Below are 17,999 nucleotides of genomic sequence, written 5' to 3'. Positions count from 1 at the left end.
CAATTCTTAAGAAATATTAATATAAATAACATTTATTGTGATAAAAGAAACTCTTTCTTTGCTGCTTTAAGTGCAGAGGCTACAACCTGATGCATGTCATAATATTTATATTCAGCTAACCTGCCGCCAAAAATAATATTTTTATAATTAGAAGTTAACTGTTTATACTCGGCATAAATTTTATTATTTTTTTTATCATTAACTGGATAATAATATTCATCACCATCTTCAAATTCTTTAGGATACTCTTTTGTAATAACTGTTTTTTCCTGATCACCAAATTCAAAATGTTTATGCTCAATAATTCTAGTAAAAAGATATTTATGATCGATATAGTTAATTACTGCATTACCTTGAAAATTAGTAGTATTGATAATTTCATTTTCAAATTTTAATGAACGATAATCTAACTTACCAAATTTATAATCAAAAAATTTATCAATAGGTCCAGTGTAAACAATTTTTTTTGCTAATTTATCTAAATCTTCTTTATGTTCAAAATAATCGATTCCAATTTCAATTTCGATACCTTCTAATAAACCTTCAATCAACTTATTATATCCACCAATAGGTATTCCTTGGTATTTATCATTAAAGTAATTATTATCAAAAGTAAAACGAACTGGTAATCGTTTAATAATAAATGGTGCTAATTCCTTACAATCTCTACCCCATTGTTTTTCTGTATATTCCTTTATTAATGCTTCAAAGACATCTCTACCTACTAAAGATATTGCTTGCTCCTCTAAGTTTTGAGGCTCTTTACCTTGAAATTCCTTACTTTGGGATAAAATAATATTTTTGGCTTCCTGGGGTGTTTTCACACCCCATAGCTGATTAAACGTATTCATATTGAAAGGAAGATTATATAATTTATTCTTTGATAATGCTAAAGGGGAATTAGTAAACCGATTAAATTCAACAAATTGATTAACGTAATCCCAAATTTCTTTACTATTCGTATGAAAAATATGAGCACCATATTTATGCACATTTATATTTTCAATATTTTCACAATAAACATTACCACAAATATGATCTCTCTTTTCAATAATTTTAACTTTTTTATTATGTAATTTTGCTTCATGGGCAAATACAGAACCAAATAAACCACTGCCAACAATTAGATAATCCATACTTACCTCTTAAAAAAACTTATAAAATAATAAACTGATCTATAAAAAAAATAATAAGAAGATAATATTAAGAACCATAAATCTGTTTTTTGCATATTATAAATAAAAACACTGATAACTAATAAAAATAAATAATAAATAGTTCTAAATTTGCTAATATCTTCTATTTTATAAGGAAAATTATTTACTTTAATTTTAGTTCTTTCCAAAAAAATTAGGTAATGGAAATAACATAATAGTAAAAATAAAATCATTTAAAGTGAAATTACATAATAAAAATAAAGGAAAAGAAAATCTACTTATAGTCAGAAAAATTTGCAGATAAAAATTAATTTTACTTCTAATTGAATTATATATAAAAAATATTATTAATATTAATGTTAAGCAAAAAAGCCATAATGTAAAATTATAAGAAAAATAGTATGATAATAAAAAGCAGAAAATAACTGCAAAAAAAAATTTAACGAAATAAATTAATAATTTATTTTTTTCATAAAAAACAAGCTCATTAGAAGAGTATCTTAATGTTGGTTTAGTCTCATTTTTTATAGTTTCTGCATTATTATATATATATCCTATATCATAAACAGAGTATATTGCTAATATGGATATTATAGCGGCTAATAAATTAACATCGAATAAATAAGAAATTGCTAAATAGGGTATTAAATAATATAAAACCCAACTTAATTTCTCGTAAATACTCTTGGCATAGAGATGAAAAAAAGGAGCTAACGGAAAAATAAATTTAAACAACATGGGTAAAAACTCTATTTCTCTTCCAAAAATTTAAATTTTTTCTGGAGGTTACAGCAATAAAATAATTAACAGAATCAATACAATCACTATCATCTAAATTATCGGTAAAAAAAATGGATTTACTAAAAGAATAAGACATAATAACACTCTTTTTATTACCCTGAAGATCTCGATATAATACACCAGAAAATCGATCATTATTATAGAGTAATAATGAAGATTCATATTTATCTATATGCATTTTTTTACTAACAGATTTAACCAAAAAATCCAAAGAAGCAGAAATTATAACAGGGAAATATCCATGTCTTTTCAATAAATCTATTTTTGTTAAAATGTCCTTACGCCAACTAAGTTCATTAACAAATTCATCAGATAAAACAGCTAAATCATTTCTATTTAGCCCTTTCATAAAAAAAAGACATGCTTTTTTACTTAAATCCCATTTTATACCTAATAAAAATGATAATTTGGTGATAATTTGCACTATCTTCAATTTCCAAATTAATTTTATACATAAGTTCTTTTTAGGTAAAATTTTTTTCTCAAAAAAGTGAAACGTTGTATTTTCATTAACTAAAGTACCACATAAATCAATAAATATAATATTACACATTTAAAATACTCATCCATTTATCAATAATATGTTCTATATTAAACTGCTCAGCATTCTTTTTTGATTTTATAAAATTTTCATCCGATACATCTGTATAAAAAGAAAATATTCTTTTCGCCATTTCATCATCAGCTAAATTCTCGTTCAATAACAAACCTGTTTCATTATTTATAATGATGTCTGATGGCCCTGTTTCAATATCAATAGCAACACAAGGCAATCCATTTGCTTGCGCTTCAATCAACACCATAGGTAAACCTTCATAATAGGATGTCATTAGTAAAAGTCGACTTTTAGCATACCATTCAGAAATAGAAGATGTTGAGTTTTGTAATAAAACATTATTTTCTAGATCATATTGCTGGATAATATTTTTAATTTTTTCAACATATTCTTTATCGCCATCACCAAATATTCGTAATAAAAAATAATTATCCAATTTCTTCAAATAAGCACAAATATTTACCATGCGCTCATAATTTTTTGAATAACAAATACGTCCTACAGCAATAAAGCCTTTTCTCATATAGTTACCAGAAGAGATTTTGCCTTTATCAACCGGATTTGGTATCACAATACAATTACACTTATCTTTACGATAATTTTCAAAATCACGATTTGTAAGAGAAATAACATAATCTGCATAACGATATAAACATTTACGCAGATAGCCAAAAAAACCTATCATTGATTGCTTATAACACGTATGATCACAGACAATCAAATTAACATTTTTCAATAATAAAATAGATAAAATATTTAGATTGCCAAAAGTACTATATACATTTTTTATATTATTTTTTTTTATATAATTTTTAACTTTAACCATAGAGAAAAACATATTAATTTTCTCATTTTTAAACTCAGTCGCTAGATTAATAACCTGAAATTGATCATTACCACTATTTTTATATGAGGATTTTTCTGTCTCCAATACAACAACATCGGCAATTTTATGATTTACAAAATAATTCGCTAACAGTTTTACTACTGATTCTGTACCACCAATACGACCTAAGCTATGAACAATTATAGCCAACATATTTTTCTCTCTGTAAACTTAAAATAACAGCATATATTATAGAAACTAACAACAAGCTAATTCCTGCAGGGATGACCGGCAGAAAACACATATAAAAAATATAACTTGCTATAAAAGGAAAACTAAATCGTGAACTAGAATTTAATATAAGTAAAAATACAGAAGAAACAAATATTATAGCTAAAATTAAACCATTAATACGTACAAACTCAAAAAAACCATTATGAGGTAATAATATGCTATAATTAGATACATAATATTCTCTTGAAACACCTGTTAGTTTAAGTTTATCTGAATTAATCAATGCTTTAACAAATTGTTCATTGAGTGAAAATCTTAGCCTATTTGAGCCATCATTAAGTGTTACAAATCGAGAAATATTAACATCATACTCAGTAACATTATTTCCTCCATATTTTCGCAAAGCTTCACCAGCCAAAAATACAAATATTAGACTTAACAAAACGATAATTATGGGAATGTGTATTCTTATTGACTTAGCCAAGTTATAAAATATTTTTAGATACTTAAGGACTAAGAAAATAACAACTGCAAACAAGAAAGCTCGGCTAAGTGTTAATAATCCAAGGATGATACATATAAAATTTAATAATCTTAATTGTAAACAATTAGTTATTACAAAAAGAAGAAACAGATAAAATGCAGAAAAATTTGGATCAATAAAACTCAAAACCGGACGTCCATCACTACTTCTAAAATAAAGCATTTGCAAACAACAAAAAAGTAGACTAAAAAATACTATTTTCTTAACAGTCGATTTAGAATATTTTTTATTTTTTATATTATCAACAACAAAATATGCGGCCAAAAATACCAAAACATAACTTATAAAAGTAGGTTTTAATATTAGAGATAAAATTATAGTAAAAAAAGAAAAAATAAGTAGTGAAACAGGAAATTTTCTTAATCTAATAATTATATTAACACAAACAAATGAAAATATAATAACATAAAGAAATATTTTATAGCTTATATTATATATTCTGAACACATTTTCATTCAACCACTTACCAGTATAAGGAATATTCCAGAATAAATAAGCACAAAAAAAAATACTTATAATAAAAAGGTTTGTAATTCTAACTATTAGTTTTTGTTTACATATTTTCATCAGCAAAAAAATTATTTTTTATATACATAAAGATAATAACATTATTTTTTTTTATCGGTTAATTTAGATAATAAATACCCTATCCAAGAATATATATCTCTAATAGTTCCAGCTTCTTTAATTTCTTCAAAATCCGTAAAAACAAAATTTTCATTAATTTTATTTATGTCAATAGTAATATTATTTTCATTATAAAAATGGTATTTTAAAATTTGATGATTAGTCGTAAATAATTTTTTTCTAGCCCCAAGTGCTTCAAAAGTTCTCATCGTTAAACCACTTTGCATTTTATCTGGAACATCAACGATAACTCGGCTTTTCTTAACTATATCAGCAACTTTTAATAAACTAAATTTTTTTATAATAATTAAATTATTATATTTTTTATAAAATCCAGGGCTGGTAAAAATTTTCCTTAAATACTCATTCCACGGTAAATATAATTTAAAATAGTAACTATAACCCTTTTTATTACATAATTCCGTTAGAGCTAATAAAATATCAGCTCTCTCTTGCTTAAAAGAACCAATAAATGAAAAGTCATAGTCTATATTATTAGTTAAAATATACTCTTTTTTATATTCAAACTTAGTTGAATAAAAAAGAGGCAAAAAGTCTATATCATATAAATCACTATTATAATCCAAATAGTCAAATGTAAATTTTTAATCAAAAAAAGGCAAAATTTTTATTGCTTTAGGTATATTTGCAATAGAATCCCACAAATAAAGAATACTTGCATGAAAATTTGAATAATGATATAACTTTTGACATATATTTGGTGTCAGTTCTTCACCTTTAATGACAAACAAATAATCATATTTTCCTTTTGCACATTGAATAAATATAAAAGGCCAAATCTTATCCATATAAAAATTATATAGTCTTTTTGAAAAGAATTTAATATGTAATAAATTAACTAAAAAAGAACTATCTCTAACTATTTTAACTTTAAAACCAAAACTTTCAATTACCCTTTTTATTTCTTTTTCATATCCATTAAAAAAAGGCATAATAAGCAATATCGATTTCATTGATATACCTTAAAATATATTAAACTTTTTCCCATATTTTATTAATGTTATTAAATTTTTTAATTATTTTGGCCGGAGAACCAACCAAAACACAATAATCGGGGAATTGCCCACGCACAATCGAATTCGCACCTACAATACAATGATTACCCAGTTTTGTACCTGCTAGTATTTTGCTACCACTACCAATAAAGCAATAATCACCAATTTTTGTTTCATTAATTATTAAGGGTTGATCGGCAATACATACATTGATTTGCCTATACTCATGATCAATATCAGTAATTGTAACATCGTATGATATTACACAAGCATTACCTATAACTAATTTAGAACCTGTAACGAGAGTTAGTCTTGGTCCAATTGAAACATCATTTCCAATTATAATTTCTGGATAAAAAATAGTCTGTTGCCACTTATTAATTGCTTCAATACGTGCATGTTTTCCAATAGTAACATTATTGCCAATATGAAGATGCTCATAACTACAAAAAATAGCTTTATCAATAGTCGAACATTTTCCCCAACTAAGAGAAAAAAATTTACCAAATAAAGCACATTTATAGCGAAGGTAAAAGTTATTAACTATTTTCATCTTTACAGACAAAGGGTAGCAGAAAAATACAACGATTTTCTTAATCATATTATCCTTACTTCAACAATTCATGATAATTATTAATATTAAAGCCAAGTATATAAGTAAGACGCTGAGAAACTAAATTCCAAAATTCAACATCATTATTTAATTCAGTTATCATTTGTAATTTTTCTTTTAACTCTTTCAGATTTGTAAAACTATTATCATCTATTACAGAAATTGCAGCATCAGAATCTTGATCTTTATAACGTAGTGAAATGCAATTATTAATATAACTATCGTAATAGGCAGTACTATTATAGGTAATTGTACAATCATAATTAGATGTCGTGAGCAATTCAAATATCGTTTTATTCTCCATTGCAATAATCTTACTTCCTTCACTTAAACGCTTATATTCATTGCGATCTAATGAAGGATGCAACTTATAATGAATATCATATTCTTGATCAATTAATTTGAGTAATTTAAATAATTTTTTATTATTTAAATGAAATTCTTTTCTTGAAAAAAGAACAAGTATTCTTAATTTTTCATTAGAGCCTTTAATCTTTAATGGAGAATGAATCTTTGAATATCCTGCAATTAGTAAACGACTTTTATCAATACCGTATTTTTCAAATTGTTCTTTCGTATATTCACCCCAACATAATAATTTATCTGCAACTAAATTTTCATATGCAATAGCATCTATCGGTTGCGGAGCGGAGTATAAAAAATAGGAACCATGTTGTAATGTAAAAGTTGGAATACCGCGAGATTTAAAGAAAAAATCAAGTTCTGCTTCACCTGATAAATTACTACAAAAAGCACAAAAGCTCTTTATATTATTTAATTTTTTTTGGTTTTTTTCTAACGCCTTAATATTATTAAGGCAAAAAACCATATGACAAAATAAATGAAGCTTATTTATCCATTTCAGATCAATAACTCGATTTTTTATAAAAAGAATATAAAAAGAAAGAAAAATAGAGTGCAAATTAATATAATATTTATATTCATAATTAGATAAATCAATTAATTTACCATTACTTTCTTTCATAACATAATCTAATATTTCATAATAGTCTCTTCTTTTATAATTACCTATTGAATAAAATATTGTCGGATTAGAAGGATTTTCAACTTTTATTTTTCTATAACTAATTATCTTTATAAAATCTTTAAAAGAAAACTTTATTTTTTTATAAACTATCGATGCTATATCGATTGCTATAATACTGGATAATGGATAATTTTTATAATTATAACTTAAACTATTTTTTATTTTTTTTATATTTTGAAAAATTATTATTCATAACAATCCTTTAATATTATCAATGGTAACATTTTGTTTTTTATATTTTAACCATAATATAATAATAAACATATAATATAATATTGAAATATAAATTAGTTCAAAAATATCTATAGAATTAATATTAAATCTTAAAATTAAGCAACAGCCTATTGAAACAACAAAAATAAAAATATAAGTCTTAAATGGGAAATAGGAAGAAAATTTATCTGGTAAAACCTCGTTTATTTTCTTTATTAATGGATAACATCCAATATAATTTAACAAAGTTGTTGTTATAGCAGCTCCTATTATCCCAAATTTAATGATCATGAAATAATTCACTACGATATTAACCAGCATCATAGTGATTGTATTTTTAAAAAGCGCTTTCTCTAAGCCAATAGCGCCCATTACACCACCAAAGATAACAACCGCACGCAACCATTGAAGCATATAAATTTGAAAAACGATTACTGAATCTTGATACTTAATTCCAAAAAAATTAATAATGACCTCTTTACCAAAAACTAAACAAAAGATGATTATAGGAACTAATAAAACAGTTGCCTTCTCAATTGAATTACTCCATATTTGTTGTATTTTTTCAAATTTTCCCTTTTTATAGTATGCTGTTATTAACGGGATCATAGCCGTTAATAATGAGCCTGTAACAATACTAATGAATGGGATCTGAAATGCAGCAACTTTCAATAATGAGTATTCAACTGGTGATAATAATAACGATGTCATAATTTGATCAGTATAACTGTTAATCATACCAACAAAAGCAGTAGAACTCATAGCAATGATATAACTAATCTCATTTTTATTAAATTTGAAATTTTTATAATTTATTAGCCAAGGGGTAAAATTTTTTCGGTTATTCAAAAGTAAAATAGTAACCAAGAGAATAGATGAAATCGAAGAAATAATAATTAGATCAATGATATTTTGTGTTTTTATAGCAACAAAAGAAATAATTAATATTGTTATTATTTGAATGGATGAAGTAATTATTGTATAATCTTTCATCTTATTCAAAGTTACACTTGAATTTCTAAAAAATTCTGGTAAAACCAAACCAACAAAAATCAATGATATAAATATTGAATAATCATAAATATAAGTATTTTTAAAACCAGTAGATATTAAGTAAGATAAACATAATAAAATAAAAACACCAAATAAAATTATGATTATTTGTAATAAAAAAAATCTTTGAAAAAGTTGTTTCCCTTTAGTCTTATCTAATAATTCAGCATAAAAATAATTTAATGCTGTTGGCATTCCCGCTATAAATATCATAGCAAAAACATTTACAACTAAAATTATTTGTTGATAATATCCAAAATCATCTTGATTTAAAATCCTGGCTAGCAATATAAGAAAAAATATAGAAAATATTTTTTTTATACCATCCTGTATCATTAAAAAAAAAGTATTCAAAAATATTTCTCTCTTATTTTTTCAAAAATGCTCTAAAATCATCAACCATTTTTTCTAAATCCTTTAATATAAATCTTGGTTTATAACTAATCTCAGATTTAATTCTATCAATGGATGTTACCGGGAATTTTTCATCAAAATGATTATAAATCCAATTAACTTCACATTTTGTTTTCTTAATAAGAACAGATGCTATTTCATTTGCAGAAACATTTTTTCCATATGCCAAATTATATATTTTATATTTAGTTTTTTCTAATAAGGATAATTTTACTATAGCATTGGCTACATCTGAGACAGAAACATAATCTTTACTATAATTAGGGCTTACATACATATTAACAATACCTTTATTAATTGCATCTCTCGTGATAGATGGCAAAAATAGAGGACTACTGAATGCTGCACCATATACATTTGACGGTCTAACAATTAAAATATTATAAGAGCTTTTTAAACATAATTCTTCTGCAACGAGCTTTGTTAAATTAAATAATCGTCTATTATCTTGGTGACCAATAATAAAATCTGATTCTTCAACAGAGGTAATATTATTCATATATAATCTAGTTGAAGATAAATATATTATCTTTTTAAACTTACCATTTATTATTATATCAGACAATAATTTGACATTAGCATCAAACACAGAAAAGGGTAAATTTTCACAATCACCACTACCTACACAATAAATTATTATACCTAATTCTCGTTTTAAAATATCTTTATCATTTCTTTCAGGTATAAATACATTATATCCGTTTTTTTGTAATTGCCTTGTTACTTCAGAACCAATAAAACCAGAACCACCCAATATTGTATATAAACTCATTTTCTCCATCCATTTATTAAATCAATTTTTATTTCATTTAAAAATGGCAGGTTACTATCTTTTTCAGATAAAATTAAATTCAATTTAGGCCATGGAATATTTAATTGTGGATCATCCCAACGTATTCCACTTTCATCCGTTGGATCATAATAGTCTGTACACTTATACTGAAAATCAGCTTTCTCAGTTAGAACACAAAATCCATGTGCAAAACCTGGAGGTATATATAATTGTAGTTTATTCTTTTCTGTTAGAATAACAGATTCATATTGACCAAACGTAGCTGAATCAGGTCGAATATCAACTGCTACATCAAACACTTCACCATAAGTAACCGTAACCAATTTTCCTTGGGGCTTACTTTTTTGAAAATGTAAACCACGTAAAACCCCCCTTGAAGAGCTAGAGCGATTATCTTGCACAAAAGGTATTTCTATACCAGCTTCAATATAGCGTTTGCTGTGAAATGTTTCTAAAAAAAAACCGCGCTCATCAATAAATACTTTAGGCTCAATAATAATACAACCCTCTAAAATAGATTTTTTTATAATCATTATCACTAAATACCTTGAATAAATACTCAAATCATTTTTTAGAAAAAACCGTAGTCATTAATTATTTTATTGATATCTACACCACTAGCAATATCCGATAGAATCTTCTTTTCATTTGTAGCTCTCTTATATACTTCTTCAATTACTTGTTTTTCAATATCTTTAGGAATAATAATAACGCCTTCAGAATCAGCAAATACAAGACATTCTGGTTCAATTTTTATTCCATTCAGCTGTATTGTTTTATTAAAATATTCTGTAGTTGCTCTTTTTCTAACATCTTGACATGTATAGCCTTTAGAAAAAACAGGAAACCCTGTTGCAATAACTTCAATGTGATCTCTAGTCATCCCATTAACTATTACTCCAGCCGCGCCTGCACGAATGGCTAAATTAGCATTTAATTCTCCAAAATATGCATAATCATCAACTTCATTTTCAACAATAATAATATCATTTGGTATGATAGTACTATAACTATTTAACGCATTATAAATTCCATCAAAATTTTCTTTTTCCTTTAATTTTCTTAATTTCAGCGGTTTTGCCCTTCCAAGTAATTTCGCTTGTTTTATATTTGGCAATAATCCTTTAATCACTTGATTTGGATATCCTAAATCATCCAATAAATCAGATAACAAACTGCTAGACAAACAATTCTTAATATTACCTAATAATTTTCGATCCTTTTCCCTTCGGCCCGCTGCAATAAGCTCTGCTAAATTAAAATCTTCTGGCCAATTAACATCTACTGCTTCAAGTGGAGAGGCTTTTAATAAATATGGAGTATTTCCTATTCTTCTTTTTGTTAATAAAGCTGCTTCCTTAGTAATTATGTACAACCCCATAGTTTCAATAATTGTACTTTTTAAATCATTGCTATTAGGTATATTATTTATATCATATACTGGACTTTCATTATCCCAAATATACAATTTTTCTTCTCTAACCAAAACTGCCGAGTCAAATTTTTTATTTTTCTTTAGTACATTTATACCTTCTTCTATCGTGCTCATTTCAATAAAAGGACTTGTACATAGAACTTGTACATAAATATCTGCATCTACATGTTTCACTTCATTTAAAAATAAGCGATTACCATCAGTTTTATTAGAGGCAAGCTTTGATTCTCTATGTAAAACTTTACAATTTAATTCAGAGGCAGCTTTAATTATATCTTCTGATTCGGTATCTAAATATATTTCATGAAAAAGATTTGAATTAACTAACTTTTCTAACATATGTAGAAAAAGTGGCTTTCCATCTAAAAGTTTCAGATTTTTACTTTCTATTCTAGAACTTGAACCTTTTGCTGGCAAAAAAGCAACTATCTTCATAAACTTACCTTTTTCTATTCAAATTATCATATATACCAAATACTTTTCCATTTTCTATCACAACTAATGAATTTATACCATGCCTTTCCATTTTCATATTTGCATCATTACATTTAGTATTAGCTGATGTAGTTTTCGGGTCTATTGTCATTATTTCTTTTGCTGTTATATCAAAAATTTCTTTTTTATCTACTTGTAATAATTTTTTTCTAGTATCACCATCAGTAATGACTCCATATAATTTATCTTCATTTCCGACTAGAATAGTTCCACTGTAAGATCTAGATAACTCGGTTAAGATATCTATTAATGTTGTATTTGAAGATACAAAAATTGCAGGATTTGTATATTCACGTACTGTGGATAACAATTTTTTACCAAGAGCTCCCCCCGGATGATACTGTGCAAAATTTTCTACTCTAAAATTATTCGCATGCATTAACGCAATTGCAATTGCGTCTCCAATCACTAAAGAAGCAGTTGTTGATGTAGTTGGAGCTAAATTTAGCGGACAAGCTTCTCGTTCTATTCTTATGTCAATATGAAAAGTAGAACTTTTAGCAATAGTTGATTGAGAATTTCCTGTCATAGAAATTAATATATTGCCATTTCTATTTATGAAGGGTAATAATTGAGTTACTTCTGATGTCTCACCTGAATTAGATATTACAAAAAATATATCTTCTTTTTTGATCATACCTAAATCTCCATGATATGCTTCAGCAGGATGCATAAACAAACTTGGAGTGCCTGTACTAACCAATGTAGCAAAAATTTTTTTTGCTATATGTCCTGATTTTCCCATTCCACACATGACTACGCGCCCAGACGAAAAATGTATAGTATCGATAATTTTATTAAAATTATCGTCTAACTTAGATTCTACATATTTAATCCCTTCTATTTCATTATGAATAGCTAATTTTGCATGAGATAAGTAATCCATATATTCCTCTTAGCGAATCTTTAAATTATCTAAGATTCCATTTAAAAATTAAACTATTATATTAGGGCTTAAATTTTTCATTGTTACTTAAATTAAATGAATCTTTATATGCATTATAAATAACTTTTAATTGCTTAAAGTTTCCTTTTAATAAACAATAAAAAACATAACCAAGAGACAATAAAATAATTTTTTTTCTCACAAAAAAATTTTCACCATACTTTGTATGTAAATAAAATAAATTACGAAGCATAAAATAACCTTTCCAAGAAGTTAAATCATTTTTTTGGTTATTAATTAATAATCTTATTGCTCTTGCATTAGGGTTGCAAATTATAAAAATATTGTTCTTTCTAGCTCTAATAGCATATTCAATATCATCGCAAAAAATAAAGAAACGAGGTTCTGGTAAACCAACTTTTTCAATAGCAGCTTTAGAAATAAGAGGTCCTTCAAAAGAAATAGCCTCAATTTTTATAGGATGTCTTAATATTCCATTTTTCTTTATATATTCTTTTACACTAATCCCTTTGGGGTTAATCTTAAAAAAGGAACGTAAATCATAAGTTAATGGAGATAATTCTGCACATGTTCCGTCTAAATTATAACGTATTGGTTGTACAATCCCTGTAGGTTTATCAATTAACATATTCTCTAAGCAATTTATATCTGGCAAAAAATCATCATCCATCAACCAAAGATAATCATAATTATACTTAGAGGATATTTTGAATCCCTCATAAAAACCACCGGCTCCACCTAAATTACAACCCGTATTGTAGTATACAATTTTTTCAGGAAGTAATAATTCACTTAACATTTCGTTAGTACCATCTGAACTATTATTATCTATTATAATTATTTTATGTAGTTCATAACTTTGTTCTAATAATCTATTGATAACTTTATTTAACAAAGATTTTCTATTATAAGTTACAACAATTGCAATTACTTTTTTATCCACCGCTTATCTCTCTTTAAAAATATAAAATTCATTTACTAATGAACAAAAAAGAATTTAATTTAACATTTTGACATTTATTTAATAAATAATTATAGCTACCGCACTGAGTTGTTGGTTCCCAGAGCACCATCTTTAACCTTATCGATTATATATCCTTTTGAATGTCAATCCTTTTTTCATCAAAAAATTATCTGATTTTGCTATTTCCTAAGTCTTACAGAGTATGCTAAGTGGTCTTAGGCCTCAATCTACATTCTTACCGTTTACTTTATCACTTACTGACATGATAAACTTTGATTTACTCATCATTAAAAAATTATTTTTATCATTACTTATCTTTAGCAAAACCATTTTTGATAACAAGTTAACTGTCTTAAACTATCTTTGCACCCTAACATAAATTTAATGCTAAGAGATTTAATGGGGCATGTTAGATATGTGTTAAATGTTTACCACATTGAATTTACAAGCACTACCTCAAACCAGAGCTATCACGGTTTTTTTAACCAATCTAATTATCACTCTATGAATTTTCTGCTGTTTAACAATGAGCTATTTTTATTACCTAAATTATAAGCACTAGCACAAAGTTATAGGTAATTAAATTATTCAATATAATCAACTAGGTAACCATATAATTAAAAGCCACGGCATCTACTCTGCGTAGCTAACTGACTAAGGGCAGGATTTTAATTCATAACATGATCAAATGCCATTAATGCTAATATGATAAAATAGCTTACATTATGAAATATATTGAAACAAACAAGATAAAAAACATGAAAAAATCGCTTTAACAGAATAATATTTTAAATTATTAAAAATAATATCATTTTTTTAAGCAACCATGATTTAACGCAAATCAAATAACAAATTAACAATAAAATCAATTTATTATAAAAAGTAATAAAACATAAAGAGAATAAGATAGTTGCTTTTATCTATCCAACAAAAAAATGAAATAGTGATTATATTTCAAGCTATTTTCTAACGTTTTTCTTCATTAAATTAATTTAATATACACTTTTATAAGCTAAAATATGGCTAACAGTCACGATAACAAGCCTGCCTTTCAGTAAAGAACTTCTCTTAACTCATTAATTATACTAATATATTTTTCAATTAATTACAAGCTCAATACTATTGAAAACATTATTAACTATTACAATTTTTCACTTAAAACAGTTAACGCCCATGCAATGGTAACCAAAGCCTTAATCGCAACCCACCTAATGGGCTATCGGAGGCTTTTACCCAGCCTTTATGGTGAAAAACCGCTGTTTCAACAATAGCTAGCCCTAAACCAGTCCCGCCAGATTGCCTATCTCGCGCTTCATCAGTTCGATAGAATGGACGAAAGATTTTTTCTCCATCTTCTTTTGACACTCCGGGACCATCATCATCTACCGTGATCAAAATACCTTGATTTTCTTCTTTAAATGCAACTTCAATACGGTTATGGGAATAACGTAAGGCATTACGGACAATATTTTCTAATGCGCTGCCCAAGGCAGGAGGATTACAATAAATCGTCCAAGCACCAGGCGGAGCCGTAACATTCAGTGTTTTGTTCATTTGTTCGGCTTCAAAAGTGGCATTATCCAAAATATCATTCCAAAGATCGGTAACTTTTATATTTTGCCTCAATATTTCATTCTTATGTTGACTATGTGACAGTACCAACAAATCATTAATCATACCATCAAGACGCAAGGTTTCAGTTTCAATCCGTTCTAATTCTTTACTCTCACCATGCCGGCGACGTAGTAATGCCGTCGCTAATTGTAGACGTGTTAATGGGGTGCGTAACTCATGGGAAATATCAGAAATCATACGCTGTTGCGCGCTGACCATTCCCTCTAACGCACTAATCATCTGATTAAAACTGTTTCCTACCGCCAAAAATTCCTGGGGCCCAGATTCCAATTCAGGATGTTGACGCAAATTACCATTAGCAACATCATCTGCTGCCATTTTTAATTTTCTGGCCGGTTTTGCCAAACTCCACGCTAACCATAACAACAAGGGAGCACTAATTAACATCGTGGCAACCAGTAACAAAAAAGGTCTATCAAAAAGTAAACTTATAAAATCAGACTGTGGACTACTAGCAGGTCGAACCAAATAAAGTTGATAATGATCTTCCCCATCGCGAATTGAAAATGGCCCTAACATCTCGATTCGACCATATTTTTTCTTTTTCGGATGATCTGCATTATCTGATTGCCCAATAAAATTACGAATTACCTGCATTTCATTGGGCATAGCGCCAATAACCCGTCCTTCACTGGTCACCATAATAAGATGCTGACCTGGAGGAGCCCACTTTTGAATGGCATTAGAGAGCCGGCGCCACCACATAAGATCATTAATCGGGTCGCCAGCTAACTCAGCTTCTATGTGCTGTTCTAACATAATACCTTGACGATATTCGCTCTCCAGCAGCGGTGTGATTTGCCTTGAATCAAGCTTGGGTACCATCAACACCAACATCAATACTAAAGCCAGCGTAAACCAAAAAATGGCAAATATTCTGGCTGTCAAACTATTTATCATGTCGCTGAAACCATCAAATATCCTCGTCCACGTAAAGTTTTAAACCAAGGCAAACCATCGGTTCTTTCGGGTAATTTACGCCGCAAATTTGAAATATGCATATCAATAGCACGATCGAATGGTGTTAAACGTTTACCTAAAACCTCTTGGCTAAGATGTTCACGGGAAACAACCTGACCAAGATGTTGTGCTAATAAGTAAAGTAAAGTGAACTCTGTTCCAGTAAGATCAAGGACCTTTCCATTAAAACTCGCTTCTTGCCGTCCTGGATTTAACTGTAAACCATCTACCTGACAGATTGACGAATTAAGATTATCCTGACTTTGCTCACTCCAATTTGAACGCCTTAATAAGGCTCGTATACGTGCAACTAATTCACGATCATTAAATGGTTTAGGTAAATAGTCATCTGCTCCTAATTCTAAACCAAGAACACGATCCAAATCACTGCCGCGAGCGGTTAACATAATCACTGGAATTTGATATTGTCGACGTATCTCTTTTAATGTATCGATACCATTTTTCTGGGGCATCATGATATCAAGTAACAGTAGATCAATTGTTGAATCGAGAAGCGTTAATGCTTGTTCGCCATCATAGGCGATAATCACACTAAAGCCCTCCATTTCAAGTAATTCTTTTAACAGCGAAGTCAGTTCGCGGTCATCATCAACAAGTAAGATTTTATGCATTAGTCATATCCTCCAAGAGCAAAATACGACAAGAATCGCCGCGATGCCATGACTTTACGTTCTTTTACACGCTCTGACGCTAGTTTTCAACCACACGGATATAGTTAGTATAATATTAACATTTTTATCCAAAGAGGGCGGGAGTAAATTATTAATGCGTCACTGGGCAATGATAACTTTTACATCATCGCTATTTATTGTTGGCTCAACATCGGCTTTAGCCGAAGCAGCAGATGTTAGTTTAGCAACAACAAAATCTGCCGAACAAATACAGGCTGTAAAACATGATAATCCTATTTCTAAGCGGAACATAACAAGAGATAGGCTATGTAATCCCTATGATATATTTGTCCCTTTAATAAAAGGTATTACTTTAAGCGAAAGACAACGCCAGCAAATGCGTGACCTGATGGCTTCACAGCGGCAACAAAGCTTTAAAAAGAAAGTTTCACGACAAGAACGAGAAACTTTACATGATTTGATGACAGCAGATATTTTTGATGAAGTCGCTTTTCGTGCAACAGCAGAAAAACTGTCACAAGAAATTGTTGAACAACAAATTGAGATGGCACGCATTTATCACCAATTTTATAAATTATTAACTCACGATCAAAAAATGATACTGGAGAAACAACATCAAAAACAGCTATCGCGATCAAAGTATTGAATATTTCGTAACAAACTTAGCAATAAGTAGCAAGTAATCATTGAAGTTTTTCCTTGCCATAGACACCATCCCTGTCTTTGTTGCCCTCTATTATAGAGGGCTTTTTTCTATGTTAAATGAGGATTAATTATTAAATAAAATAGTTAAAACACTATAACTATCTAAAAAATAAAGTGAAGTTATAATAATCTAACAAAATAACTTTCTATTTCTTACCTAAAATAATTAATACACAACCAGGTATTGTATTTTGACATAATAGTTTTTTATTGTTATATAACTTAAAAATATGTTCTATAACACTAAATCATTTACTTCGTATAAAATAGATTTAACGATTCTTAATTTCTTCAAGTTCCTAAATAAATTCTACTTCTATAGCAATATGTTTAATCAATATCCAGCTAAA

The 17,999-nt window shown here is 27.8% G+C and carries 16 protein-coding genes and 1 pseudogene; 1 reads left to right on the top strand and 16 read right to left on the bottom strand.

Features of this window, described 5'->3' with window-relative positions:
- Window positions 1–32: 32 nt before the first annotated feature.
- From glf to cpxR, 16 genes and pseudogenes are all read right to left on the bottom strand, one after another.
- Window positions 33–1,136 carry a UDP-galactopyranose mutase gene (gene glf, locus LDL57_RS00460; RefSeq protein ID WP_180559160.1) on the bottom strand — a complete coding sequence of 368 codons (1,104 nt, stop codon included), beginning with the start codon at window positions 1,134–1,136 and terminating at the stop codon, window positions 33–35.
- Window positions 1,137–1,884: 748 nt separating this feature from the next.
- Window positions 1,885–2,511 carry a haloacid dehalogenase-like hydrolase gene (locus tag LDL57_RS00455; RefSeq protein WP_180559159.1) on the bottom strand — a complete coding sequence of 209 codons (627 nt, stop codon included), beginning with the start codon at window positions 2,509–2,511 and terminating at the stop codon, window positions 1,885–1,887.
- The gene (locus tag LDL57_RS00450) at window positions 2,504–3,553 is read right to left on the bottom strand and encodes a glycosyltransferase (protein ID WP_225506751.1); all 1,050 of its coding nucleotides are present in this window, start codon (window positions 3,551–3,553) and stop codon (window positions 2,504–2,506) included. Before LDL57_RS00450 ends, LDL57_RS00455 begins: the two co-directional genes overlap by 8 nt.
- Complete coding sequence (locus LDL57_RS00445; RefSeq protein ID WP_225506749.1) at window positions 3,531–4,577, bottom strand: hypothetical protein; 1,047 nt, start codon at window positions 4,575–4,577, stop codon at window positions 3,531–3,533. The genes LDL57_RS00450 and LDL57_RS00445 overlap by 23 nt, the downstream gene beginning before the upstream one ends.
- 149 nt (window positions 4,578–4,726) lie before the next feature.
- Window positions 4,727–5,335: pseudogene (locus LDL57_RS00440) on the bottom strand (WaaS/CpsH family glycosyltransferase); the annotation flags it as partial.
- A gap of 15 nt (window positions 5,336–5,350) precedes the next feature.
- Window positions 5,351–5,719 (bottom strand): hypothetical protein, encoded by a 369-nt coding sequence (locus LDL57_RS00435; RefSeq protein ID WP_225506745.1) that lies wholly within the window; start codon window positions 5,717–5,719, stop codon window positions 5,351–5,353.
- A gap of 19 nt (window positions 5,720–5,738) precedes the next feature.
- Window positions 5,739–6,362: an acyltransferase gene (locus tag LDL57_RS00430; protein ID WP_180559155.1), complete on the bottom strand. Its 624-nt coding sequence runs from the start codon at window positions 6,360–6,362 to the stop codon at window positions 5,739–5,741.
- A gap of 7 nt (window positions 6,363–6,369) precedes the next feature.
- On the bottom strand, window positions 6,370–7,359 hold the full coding sequence (locus LDL57_RS00425) for a hypothetical protein (RefSeq protein ID WP_225506743.1): 990 nt from the start codon (window positions 7,357–7,359) through the stop codon (window positions 6,370–6,372).
- A 252-nt stretch (window positions 7,360–7,611) separates the two neighbouring features.
- A complete protein-coding gene (locus LDL57_RS00420; protein WP_180559153.1) occupies window positions 7,612–9,042 on the bottom strand; it encodes an oligosaccharide flippase family protein in 1,431 nt (476 codons plus the stop codon).
- A gap of 13 nt (window positions 9,043–9,055) precedes the next feature.
- Window positions 9,056–9,874, bottom strand: a complete 819-nt coding sequence (locus tag LDL57_RS00415) for an NAD-dependent epimerase/dehydratase family protein (protein ID WP_180559152.1) — start codon at window positions 9,872–9,874, stop codon at window positions 9,056–9,058.
- Window positions 9,871–10,428 (bottom strand): dTDP-4-dehydrorhamnose 3,5-epimerase, encoded by a 558-nt coding sequence (rfbC, locus tag LDL57_RS00410; RefSeq protein ID WP_180559151.1) that lies wholly within the window; start codon window positions 10,426–10,428, stop codon window positions 9,871–9,873. The genes LDL57_RS00415 and rfbC overlap by 4 nt, the downstream gene beginning before the upstream one ends.
- 38 nt (window positions 10,429–10,466) lie before the next feature.
- Window positions 10,467–11,765, bottom strand: coding sequence for an RraA family protein (locus tag LDL57_RS00405; RefSeq protein WP_180559150.1), 1,299 nt, complete (start codon window positions 11,763–11,765; stop codon window positions 10,467–10,469).
- 4 nt (window positions 11,766–11,769) lie between these two features.
- Complete coding sequence (locus LDL57_RS00400) at window positions 11,770–12,711, bottom strand: KpsF/GutQ family sugar-phosphate isomerase (protein ID WP_180559149.1); 942 nt, start codon at window positions 12,709–12,711, stop codon at window positions 11,770–11,772.
- Window positions 12,712–12,772: 61 nt separating this feature from the next.
- Complete coding sequence (locus LDL57_RS00395) at window positions 12,773–13,675, bottom strand: glycosyltransferase family 2 protein (RefSeq protein ID WP_180559148.1); 903 nt, start codon at window positions 13,673–13,675, stop codon at window positions 12,773–12,775.
- 1,185 nt (window positions 13,676–14,860) lie between these two features.
- The gene (gene cpxA, locus LDL57_RS00390; RefSeq protein WP_180559147.1) at window positions 14,861–16,231 is read right to left on the bottom strand and encodes an envelope stress sensor histidine kinase CpxA; all 1,371 of its coding nucleotides are present in this window, start codon (window positions 16,229–16,231) and stop codon (window positions 14,861–14,863) included.
- Window positions 16,228–16,923, bottom strand: a complete 696-nt coding sequence (gene cpxR / locus LDL57_RS00385) for an envelope stress response regulator transcription factor CpxR (RefSeq protein ID WP_180559146.1) — start codon at window positions 16,921–16,923, stop codon at window positions 16,228–16,230. Before cpxR ends, cpxA begins: the two co-directional genes overlap by 4 nt.
- Window positions 16,924–17,077: 154 nt before the next feature.
- Between cpxR and LDL57_RS00380 the strand changes: the two genes are divergently transcribed.
- A complete protein-coding gene (locus LDL57_RS00380; protein WP_180559145.1) occupies window positions 17,078–17,590 on the top strand; it encodes a Spy/CpxP family protein refolding chaperone in 513 nt (170 codons plus the stop codon).
- Window positions 17,591–17,999: the final 409 nt, after the last annotated feature.

Origin of the sequence: Arsenophonus apicola (genome assembly GCF_020268605.1) — a bacterium.
In the GTDB taxonomy this organism is placed as follows: domain Bacteria; phylum Pseudomonadota; class Gammaproteobacteria; order Enterobacterales; family Enterobacteriaceae; genus Arsenophonus; species Arsenophonus apicola.
This window is presented reverse-complemented; position numbering and strand designations above follow the sequence as displayed.

Excerpts from the sequence above, each read along its gene's own strand:
- LDL57_RS00400 (WP_180559149.1), bottom strand. The coding sequence starts at position 12,711 with ATGGATTACTTATCTCATGCAAAATTAGCTATTCATAATGAAATAGAA.
- cpxR (WP_180559146.1), bottom strand. The coding sequence starts at position 16,923 with ATGCATAAAATCTTACTTGTTGATGATGACCGCGAACTGACTTCGCTG.
- LDL57_RS00455 (WP_180559159.1), bottom strand. The coding sequence starts at position 2,511 with ATGTGTAATATTATATTTATTGATTTATGTGGTACTTTAGTTAATGAA.
- cpxA (WP_180559147.1), bottom strand. The coding sequence starts at position 16,231 with ATGATAAATAGTTTGACAGCCAGAATATTTGCCATTTTTTGGTTTACG.
- LDL57_RS00430 (WP_180559155.1), bottom strand. The coding sequence starts at position 6,362 with ATGATTAAGAAAATCGTTGTATTTTTCTGCTACCCTTTGTCTGTAAAG.
- LDL57_RS00450 (WP_225506751.1), bottom strand. The coding sequence starts at position 3,553 with ATGTTGGCTATAATTGTTCATAGCTTAGGTCGTATTGGTGGTACAGAA.
- rfbC (WP_180559151.1), bottom strand. The coding sequence starts at position 10,428 with ATGATTATAAAAAAATCTATTTTAGAGGGTTGTATTATTATTGAGCCT.
- LDL57_RS00380 (WP_180559145.1), top strand. The coding sequence starts at position 17,078 with ATGCGTCACTGGGCAATGATAACTTTTACATCATCGCTATTTATTGTT.
- LDL57_RS00405 (WP_180559150.1), bottom strand. The coding sequence starts at position 11,765 with ATGAAGATAGTTGCTTTTTTGCCAGCAAAAGGTTCAAGTTCTAGAATA.
- glf (WP_180559160.1), bottom strand. The coding sequence starts at position 1,136 with ATGGATTATCTAATTGTTGGCAGTGGTTTATTTGGTTCTGTATTTGCC.
- LDL57_RS00425 (WP_225506743.1), bottom strand. The coding sequence starts at position 7,359 with ATGAAAGAAAGTAATGGTAAATTAATTGATTTATCTAATTATGAATAT.
- LDL57_RS00415 (WP_180559152.1), bottom strand. The coding sequence starts at position 9,874 with ATGAGTTTATATACAATATTGGGTGGTTCTGGTTTTATTGGTTCTGAA.
- LDL57_RS00435 (WP_225506745.1), bottom strand. The coding sequence starts at position 5,719 with ATGAAATCGATATTGCTTATTATGCCTTTTTTTAATGGATATGAAAAA.